Source organism: Agromyces humi (genome assembly GCF_009720255.1).
GTDB lineage: Bacteria > Actinomycetota > Actinomycetes > Actinomycetales > Microbacteriaceae > Agromyces > Agromyces humi.
Genome location: NZ_WJSP02000169.1, coordinates 1 through 7,830, shown reverse-complemented (window position 1 = coordinate 7,830; position 7,830 = coordinate 1). Strand labels below are relative to the sequence as shown.

The window sequence follows — 7,830 nt, the reverse complement described above, 5'->3', positions numbered from 1 at the left end:
CCGGGTCCTTCCCTACAAGGCCATCGACCTCATCGACCAGGCCGGGGCGCGGCTGCGCCTGCGGCTCGGCGTGAAGACGGATGTGTCCGCGCTCATTGCGCGGCTCGCCGACCTCGAGGCGGACAAGCGCAGGGCACGAACTCGGCACGGCCGACGGCCTCGAGGTGCTCGTCCTCCGTCCGGTGGTGCTCGGCCGCGACCCGGTGGCCGATGCCGGGAGGCCGGGAGCGGCCACGATCCGCCTCGTGGACCCGGCCCGGTCGGTGTCGAAGACGCACGCGCTCGTGGAGGTCGTCGACGATCGCGTCATGGTCACCGACCTGCATTCGACGAACGGCAGCCGCGTGCTGACGCCCGAGGGTGACGTGGTGGAACTCGACCCGGGGCTGGGTGCCACGGTCGTGGGCGGGTCGACGATCCTGCTCGGGGAGTTCGCCGTCACGCTGGATCGGGCTCCGCTCAACTCGGTGTAGCCTGAAGTGGTGCGTGCTTCACGACTTCTTCTTCGGTGCCGCGGCGGGGCCTCGTTCTAGGCCGATCCCGTCGCGGAGTCCGTTGTCGGCTGACCACAGATTCTGAGGAAGCGAACGCATGAACGCAGCATCCACGATCCCCGCGCACACCGACGGGGCTCGGCCCCGCACGCTGGCCGAGAAGGTCTGGGACGACCATCTCGTGAAGAAGGGCGAGGACGGCACCCCCGACCTCATCTACATCGACCTGCACCTGGTGCACGAGGTCACGAGCCCGCAGGCCTTCGACGGCCTCCGCCTGGCCGGTCGCCCGGTTCGTCGTCCCGATCTCACGATCGCGACGGAGGACCACAACACGCCGACGCTCGCGATCGACCGGCCGATCGCCGATCCCACGAGCCGTACGCAGATCGAGACGCTCCGTCGCAACGCGAAGGAGTTCGGCATCCGCCTGCACTCGCTCGGCGACGTCGAGCAGGGCATCGTGCACGTCGTCGGCCCGCAGCTCGGCCTCACCCAGCCGGGCATCACCGTGGTCTGCGGCGACTCGCACACGTCCACGCACGGCGCGTTCGGCGCCATGGCGTTCGGCATCGGCACGAGCGAGGTCGAGCACGTCATGGCCACGCAGACGCTGCCGCTGAAGCCGTTCAAGACCATGGCCGTCAACGTCGAGGGAACGCTCCGTCCGGGCGTCACGGCGAAGGACATCATCCTCGCCGTCATCGCAAAGATCGGCACGGGCGGCGGGCAGGGCTACGTGCTCGAGTACCGCGGCAGCGCCATCCGCGCGCTCTCGATGGACGGCCGCATGACGATCTGCAACATGTCGATCGAGGCCGGCGCGAGGGCCGGCATGGTGGCCCCGGATGCGACGACCTACGCCTACCTCAAGGGCCGCGCCCACGCGCCGGCCGGCGCCGACTGGGACGACGCGGTGGCCTACTGGGAGACGCTCGCCACCGACGAAGGAGCGGAGTTCGACGCCGAGGTGTTCATCGACGCCGACGCGCTCGAGCCGTTCGTCACGTGGGGAACGAACCCCGGCCAGGGCGTCTCGCTCTCCGAGTCGGTCCCCGACCCCGCGTCGATCGACGACCAGCACGAGCGTGCGGCCGCCGAGCGGGCGCTCGAGTACATGGACCTCGCTCCCGGTACCCCGTTGAAGGATGTCCACGTCGACGCGGTCTTCATGGGGTCCTGCACGAACAGCCGCATCGAAGACCTTCGCGCGTTCGCGTCCATCGTGAAGGGCAAGCGCAAGGCCGATGGCGTCCGCGTCATGGTGGTGCCGGGCTCGGCCCGCGTGCGACTGGAGGCCGAAGCCGAGGGCCTCGACAAGGTGTTCGAGGAGTTCGGCGCCGAGTGGCGCTTCGCCGGGTGCTCGATGTGCCTCGGCATGAACCCCGACCAGCTCGCCCCGGGTGAGCGCTGCGCGTCGACGTCCAACCGCAACTTCGAGGGCCGCCAGGGCAAGGGCGGCCGCACGCACCTCGTCTCGCCCCTGGTCGCGGCGGCCACGGCCATCCGCGGCACGCTGTCCAGTCCCTGGGACCTCGAGCAGGAAGGGGCGCGCTGACCATGCAGAAGATCAGCACCGTCACCGGCACCGCCGTTCCACTTCGTCGCTCCAACGTCGACACCGACCAGATCATCCCCGCGGTGTTCCTGAAGCGGGTGACGAAGACCGGCTTCGACGACGCCCTGTTCTACGCCTGGCGCCAGGATCCCGACTTCATCCTGAACCAGGAGCAGTACCGTGGCGCGCGGATCCTCATCGCCGGTCCCGACTTCGGCACCGGCTCCAGCCGCGAACACGCCGTCTGGGCGCTGCGCGACTACGGCTTCGACGTCGTGATCAGCTCGCGCTTCGGCGACATCTTCCGGGGCAACTCCGGCAAGCAGGGACTGCTCGCCGCGCAGGTCGCCTATGAAGACGTCGAGCGCCTCTGGGAGCAGGTCGAGGCCGAGCCGGGAATACCCGTCACGGTCGATCTGGTTGAGCGTACGGTGAGCGTCGGAACGCTCACGGTGCCGTTCGACATCGACGACTACACTCGGTGGAGGCTTCTCGAAGGGCTCGACGACATCGGGCTCACCCTGCGGGACGAGGAGTCGATCGCCGAGTTCGAGTCACATCGAGAAGCTTGGCGGCCGAAGACCCTCCCCATCCGGGAGCCGGCAGAATCAGGGAGTCTGTGAACACGCTCGGGCAGGACGCCAAGAACCATGGAACGGCAGTCGGACTGAATGTCGACCGCATCACGATCAACGGCGGCAAGCCCCTGCGGGGCCGCATCGAGCTGAAGGGCGCCAAGAACCTCGTCACCAAGGCGATGGTCGCGGCGATCCTCGGCGACACGCCCAGCGTGCTGAAGGACGTCCCCAACATCAGCGACGTCCGCATCGTGCGCGGTCTCCTCGAGGTGCACGGCGTGAGCGTGACGCACGGCGTCGACGAGGGCGAGCTCATCCTCGACCCGTCGGCGGTCGAGACCGCCCACATGGCCGACATCGACGCGCACGCCGGCTCGAGCCGCATCCCGATCCTCTTCTGCGGGCCGCTGCTGCACCGGCTCGGCGAGGCGTTCATCCCCGACCTCGGCGGATGCCGCATCGGCGACCGTCCCATCGACTACCACCTCGAGGTGCTGCGCAACTTCGGCGCCATCGTCGAGAAGCTGCCGAGCGGCATCCGGATGTCGGCCCCCAACGGACTCCACGGAGCCAAGGTCGCCCTGCCGTACCCGAGCGTCGGCGCCACCGAGCAGGTGCTCCTCACCGCGGTGCTCGCCGACGGCATCACCGAGCTGTCGGGCGCCGCGATCGAGCCCGAGATCATGGATCTCATCAACATCCTGCAGAAGATGGGCGCGATCATCACGGTCGACACCGACCGCGTCATCCGCATCGAGGGCGTCGAGAAGCTCGACGGCTACACGCACCGCGCGCTGTTCGACCGCAACGAGGCCGCCAGCTGGGCGGCCGCGGCCCTCGCCACCGACGGCGACATCTTCGTCGGCGGCGCGCGCCAGGCCGAGATGCTCACGTTCCTCAACGTCTTCCGCAAGGTCGGCGGCGACTTCGAGATCCAGGAGGACGGCATCCGCTTCTTCCACCCTGGTGGCGAGCTCAAGCCGGTGATCATCGAGACCGACGTGCACCCCGGCTTCATGACCGACTGGCAGCAGCCGCTCGTGGTCGCCCTGTCCAAGGCGAACGGCGTGTCGATCGTGCACGAGACGGTGTACGAGCAGCGCTTCGGCTTCGTGGACGCGCTCGTCGAGATGGGCGCCTCCATCGAGGTGCACAAGGAGTGCCTCGGCGCCGGTGCGTGCCGGTTCGGGCAGCGCAACTTCCAGCACTCGGCCGTGATCTCCGGACCGGCGAAGCTGCACGGCGCCGACATCGAGGTGCCCGACCTCCGCGGCGGCTTCAGCCACCTCATCGCGGCGCTGACCGCCGAAGGCCGTTCGACGGTCTCGAACGTGGGCATCATCGCGCGCGGGTACGAGAACTTCATCACGAAGCTCGAGCTCCTCGGGGCGGACTTCGAACTCGAAGGATAATGGGGGAGTGCCCCACCATCCTCCGGCGTCCGACGCTGCACTGAAGCCGCGTTCCGAGAAGCGGCGACCCTCGTTCTTCTGGCTGCTCGCCGTCCTCGTCCTCCCGATCTTCAACCTCGCGGTGCGCTTCCGCTTCCACCATCCCGAGCGGATGCCGCAGGCCGGCGCCTTCGTGCTGGCACCGAACCACTACAGCGAGATCGACCCCGTCGTCATGGGCGTCGTGTGCTGGAAGCTCGGTCGCGCCCCGCGCTTCCTCGCCAAGGCGTCGCTCTTCAAGAACCCCGTGCTCGGCTGGCTGCTGCGCACGTCGGGCCAGATCCCCGTGGAGCGGGCGGGCAGCAAGAGCCACGCCGCCCTGCGCGCGGCCGAAGACCTCGTGGCGAAGGGGCGCATGGTCGTCGTCTACCCCGAGGGATCGCTGACGCGCGAGCCCGACCTCTGGCCCATGCGGGGCAAGACTGGCGCCGTGCGCATCGCGCTCGAGCGCGACATCCCGATCATCCCGGCCGCGCACTGGGGCACGCAGGAGCTGCTGCCGCGCTACGGCAAGAAGCTGAGCGTCTTCCCGCGCAAGACCATCGACGTGATCATCGGCGAGCCGCTCGACCTCAGCGCCTACCGCGGCAAGCCGCTCGACCAGGCGTCGCTGCTGAAGGCGACCGGAGAGCTCATGGACGCGATCGCCGGCCTCCTCGCCGAGGTACGTGGCGAGCCTGCCCCGGCGGAGCGCTGGGATCCCACGGCCCACGGCCAGAAGGAGACGGGGCGACTCGATGGCTAGGGCGTCCGCGAAGAAGGCGCCCGGCAAGCGCGTCGCCGTGCTCGGCGCCGGCAGTTGGGGCACGACGTTCGCGAAGATCCTCGCCGACGGCGGCGCCGACGTCGTGATCTGGGCGCGCCGGCCAGAGCTCGCCCGCGAGATCCAGGAGGGCAAGCGCAACAGCGACTACCTCCCGGGCATCAACCTCCCGCTCGGCCTCCGCGCGACGAGCCGCCTCGACCTCGCGCTCGCCGGCGCCGAGCAGGTGTACGTGTCGGTGCCGAGCCAGGCGCTGCGCGACAACCTGAAGATCGCGGCGCCGCACCTCCACGCCGAGGCGACCGTGGTGTCACTGATGAAGGGCGTCGAGAAGGCGAGCGGCCTGCGCATGAGCGAGGTCATCGCCGAGGTGCTCAGGATCGACGAGTCGCACATCGCGGTCATCTCGGGGCCGAACCTCGCGCTCGAGATCGCGAAGGAGCAGCCCACGGCGGCGGTCGTCTCGTCGACGAGCCTCGAGACCGCACAGGCCGTGGCATCCGTCGCCCGCAATCGGTACTTCCACTCGTTCGTGAACACCGACGTCATCGGCACGGAGTTCGGCGGGGTGCTGAAGAACCTCATCGCCGTCGCGATCGGCATCGTCGACGGCGCGGGCTACGGCGAGAACACCAAGGCGTCGATCATCACGCGCGGCCTCGTCGAGATGACGGACTTCGCGGTCGCGTTCGGCGCGCACCCCGAGACGCTGTCGGGCCTCGCGGGCCTCGGAGACCTCATCGCGACGAGCCAGTCGCCGCTCTCGCGGAACAACACCGCCGGGCGCCTGCTCGGCCAGGGCTACCACCTCAACGACGTGGTGAACCAGATGCAGCAGACCACCGAGGGTCTCGCGTCCGTCGCGCCGATCCTCGAGCTGGCGCGCGCGAAGGGCGTCGAGATGCCGATCGTCGAGCAGGTCCGCCAGGTGCTGGCCGGCACGCTCGACCCACGCGACATCGCACCGCACCTCACGACTGACGACGAGCCCCAGGGCGAAAGGACATCGGATGGACAAGCTCAGGGTGGTTCTCCTGTTCGGCGGGCGCTCAAGCGAGCATTCGATCAGCTGCGCAACAGCGGGAGGGGTGCTCCGGGCGATCAACCGTGACCGGTACGAGGTGATCCCCGTCGGGATCACCCGTGACGGTGCGTTCGTGCTCGAGGCCGACGACCCCGATCGGTTCGCCCTCGACCCCGAGCACCTGCCGGAGGTCGTCGACAACGGCACGCGGGTCCGCTGGCCCGAGAGTGCCGCATCACGGGCGCTGACGGTGACGGATGCCACGGGCGAGCGCTCGCTGGGCGATGTCGACGTGGTGTTCCCGATCCTGCACGGCCGCTTCGGCGAGGACGGCACGGTGCAGGGCCTGCTCGAGCTCGTCGGCCTCCCGTACGTCGGCAACGGCGTGCTGTCGTCGGCGATCGGCATGGACAAGCACGTGACGAAGACGGTGCTCGAGGGCGCGGGCATCCAGGTGGCGCCCTGGGTCACGCTCACCCGCGCCGGGCTCGCATCCGACCCCGAGCTCTGGAAGCGCCGGGTGCACAGCCTCGGCCTGCCGGTGTTCGTGAAGCCCGCTCGGGCGGGATCCTCCGTCGGCGTCAGCAAGGTCGCGGACTGGTCGGAGCTGCACGACGCGCTCGACACCGCGTTCGCGGAGGACCGCACCGTGCTCGTCGAGTCCGCCGTCATCGGCCGCGAGATCGAGTGCGGCGTACTGGAGGGTCGCGATGCCCGTGAGGTGCGCGTCAGCGTCGCCGGCGAGGTCGTCGTCACGGGCCGCGACTTCTACGACTTCGAGGCGAAGTACCTCGACGCGCCCGGCGTGGACCTGATCTGCCCGGCCGATCTCGGCGATGGCGAGCTGTTCGAGCTGCAGCGCGTCGCCCGGCGCGCGTTCGAGGCGATCGGGGGCGAAGGCCTCGCGCGGGTCGACGTCTTCCTCACCGACGACGGCTACGTCGTCAACGAGGTCAACACGATGCCCGGCTTCACGCCCATCTCGATGTTCCCGACGTGCTGGCTCCAGACCGGGCTCAGCTACCCCGAGCTCATCGACGAGCTGATCCAGGTCGGGCACGCTCGGGGCGCCCGCTAACCCGAGGTGTCGTCGAGCCCGACGCAGCCTCCCTCGGCCGGGATGGCGCCGACCGCGGCAGACAGGTCGGAGATCGCGGTGGTACCCGAGACCGCGTCGTTGTCGATGAGCACCTCGACGGTGGGGGTGCGGCCGTAGGTCGTGAAGAGGTAGTTCGGGGCATCCGACTCGTCGATGACCCAGTCGACGCCGTCGACGCTCACGCAGCGATCGGTGGTGGGGCCGAGCGGCTCGACGCCGCACCGCAGCAGCACGGACGCGGGTTGCCCCCATGCGCCGGTGCCCTGCGCGTCGGTGTCGCGCTTCTCGAGGCCGGCGACGGTGTCGGGCAGCCGCACGACCACGGCGGCGCAGTCGGGGTCGCTCGCCGAGGGGGCGGCGTCGAACGCGACGGCCTGGCTGCATCCGGCGAAGGCGACGGTCGCGGCGACCGCGAGGCCGCCGGCGAACGCGACGCGCCGCAGCCCGCGGCGCGAGGGGGAGGCGTCTGGGTGGGGCATCCGGATCAGGCTACCGTGAGTGGCATGGAACGAGCTGCGCGCCCGGGTGAGGCCACCGTCGGCGAACTGGGCGAGTCTGCCGTGCTGGCGCGGATCCTGCCGCGGCTCTCGCCCGGCGATGCGGCGCTCCTCGGCGCGGGGGACGATGCGGCCGTCGTGGCCGCTGCCGACGGGCGCTTCGTGGTCACCACCGACCTGCTCGTGCACGGACCCGACTTCCGCCTCGCGTGGTCGACCCCGTTCGAGCTGGGCTGGAAGGCGGCCGCCACCAACCTCACCGATGTCGCCGCGATGGGCGCGCGACCGACCGCGCTCGTCGTCGCGATCGCCGCGCCGCCGACGACGCCCGTGTCGGTGCTCGAGGACATCGCGGAGGGCATGCGC

General features: G+C 70.0%; 9 protein-coding genes and 1 pseudogene. 9 read left to right on the top strand and 1 reads right to left on the bottom strand.

Annotated elements, in window-relative coordinates:
• From GH736_RS13535 to GH736_RS13500, 8 genes and pseudogenes are all read left to right on the top strand, one after another.
• A pseudogene (locus GH736_RS13535) lies at positions 1-136 on the top strand (hypothetical protein); the annotation flags it as partial.
• Positions 137-164: 28 nt separating this feature from the next.
• Entirely contained in the window at positions 165-473 is a 309-nt protein-coding gene (locus GH736_RS13530) for an FHA domain-containing protein (protein ID WP_235934197.1), read from the top strand.
• 118 nt (positions 474-591) lie between these two features.
• On the top strand, positions 592-2,052 hold the full coding sequence (gene leuC, locus GH736_RS13525; RefSeq protein WP_159604127.1) for a 3-isopropylmalate dehydratase large subunit: 1,461 nt from the start codon (positions 592-594) through the stop codon (positions 2,050-2,052).
• A gap of 2 nt (positions 2,053-2,054) precedes the next feature.
• Positions 2,055-2,675 (top strand): 3-isopropylmalate dehydratase small subunit, encoded by a 621-nt coding sequence (gene leuD, locus GH736_RS13520; RefSeq protein ID WP_159604125.1) that lies wholly within the window; start codon positions 2,055-2,057, stop codon positions 2,673-2,675.
• Positions 2,672-4,042 carry a UDP-N-acetylglucosamine 1-carboxyvinyltransferase gene (murA, locus tag GH736_RS13515; protein WP_159604123.1) on the top strand — a complete coding sequence of 457 codons (1,371 nt, stop codon included), beginning with the start codon at positions 2,672-2,674 and terminating at the stop codon, positions 4,040-4,042. Before leuD ends, murA begins: the two co-directional genes overlap by 4 nt.
• Positions 4,043-4,049: 7 nt before the next feature.
• Complete coding sequence (locus tag GH736_RS13510; RefSeq protein ID WP_235934195.1) at positions 4,050-4,826, top strand: lysophospholipid acyltransferase family protein; 777 nt, start codon at positions 4,050-4,052, stop codon at positions 4,824-4,826.
• A complete protein-coding gene (locus tag GH736_RS13505) occupies positions 4,819-5,955 on the top strand; it encodes an NAD(P)H-dependent glycerol-3-phosphate dehydrogenase (RefSeq protein WP_159604121.1) in 1,137 nt (378 codons plus the stop codon). The genes GH736_RS13510 and GH736_RS13505 overlap by 8 nt, the downstream gene beginning before the upstream one ends.
• On the top strand, positions 5,855-6,946 hold the full coding sequence (locus GH736_RS13500) for a D-alanine--D-alanine ligase family protein (protein WP_159604119.1): 1,092 nt from the start codon (positions 5,855-5,857) through the stop codon (positions 6,944-6,946). Before GH736_RS13505 ends, GH736_RS13500 begins: the two co-directional genes overlap by 101 nt.
• Here the strand turns inward: GH736_RS13500 and GH736_RS13495 are convergent.
• Positions 6,943-7,446, bottom strand: a complete 504-nt coding sequence (locus GH736_RS13495) for a DUF3515 domain-containing protein (protein ID WP_159604117.1) — start codon at positions 7,444-7,446, stop codon at positions 6,943-6,945. The two genes, GH736_RS13500 and GH736_RS13495, sit on opposite strands and share 4 nt — an antisense overlap.
• A gap of 24 nt (positions 7,447-7,470) precedes the next feature.
• Here GH736_RS13495 and GH736_RS13490 point away from each other — a divergent pair.
• A partial coding sequence (locus GH736_RS13490) for a thiamine-phosphate kinase (protein ID WP_235934193.1) occupies positions 7,471-7,830 on the top strand: 360 nt, incomplete at its 3' end.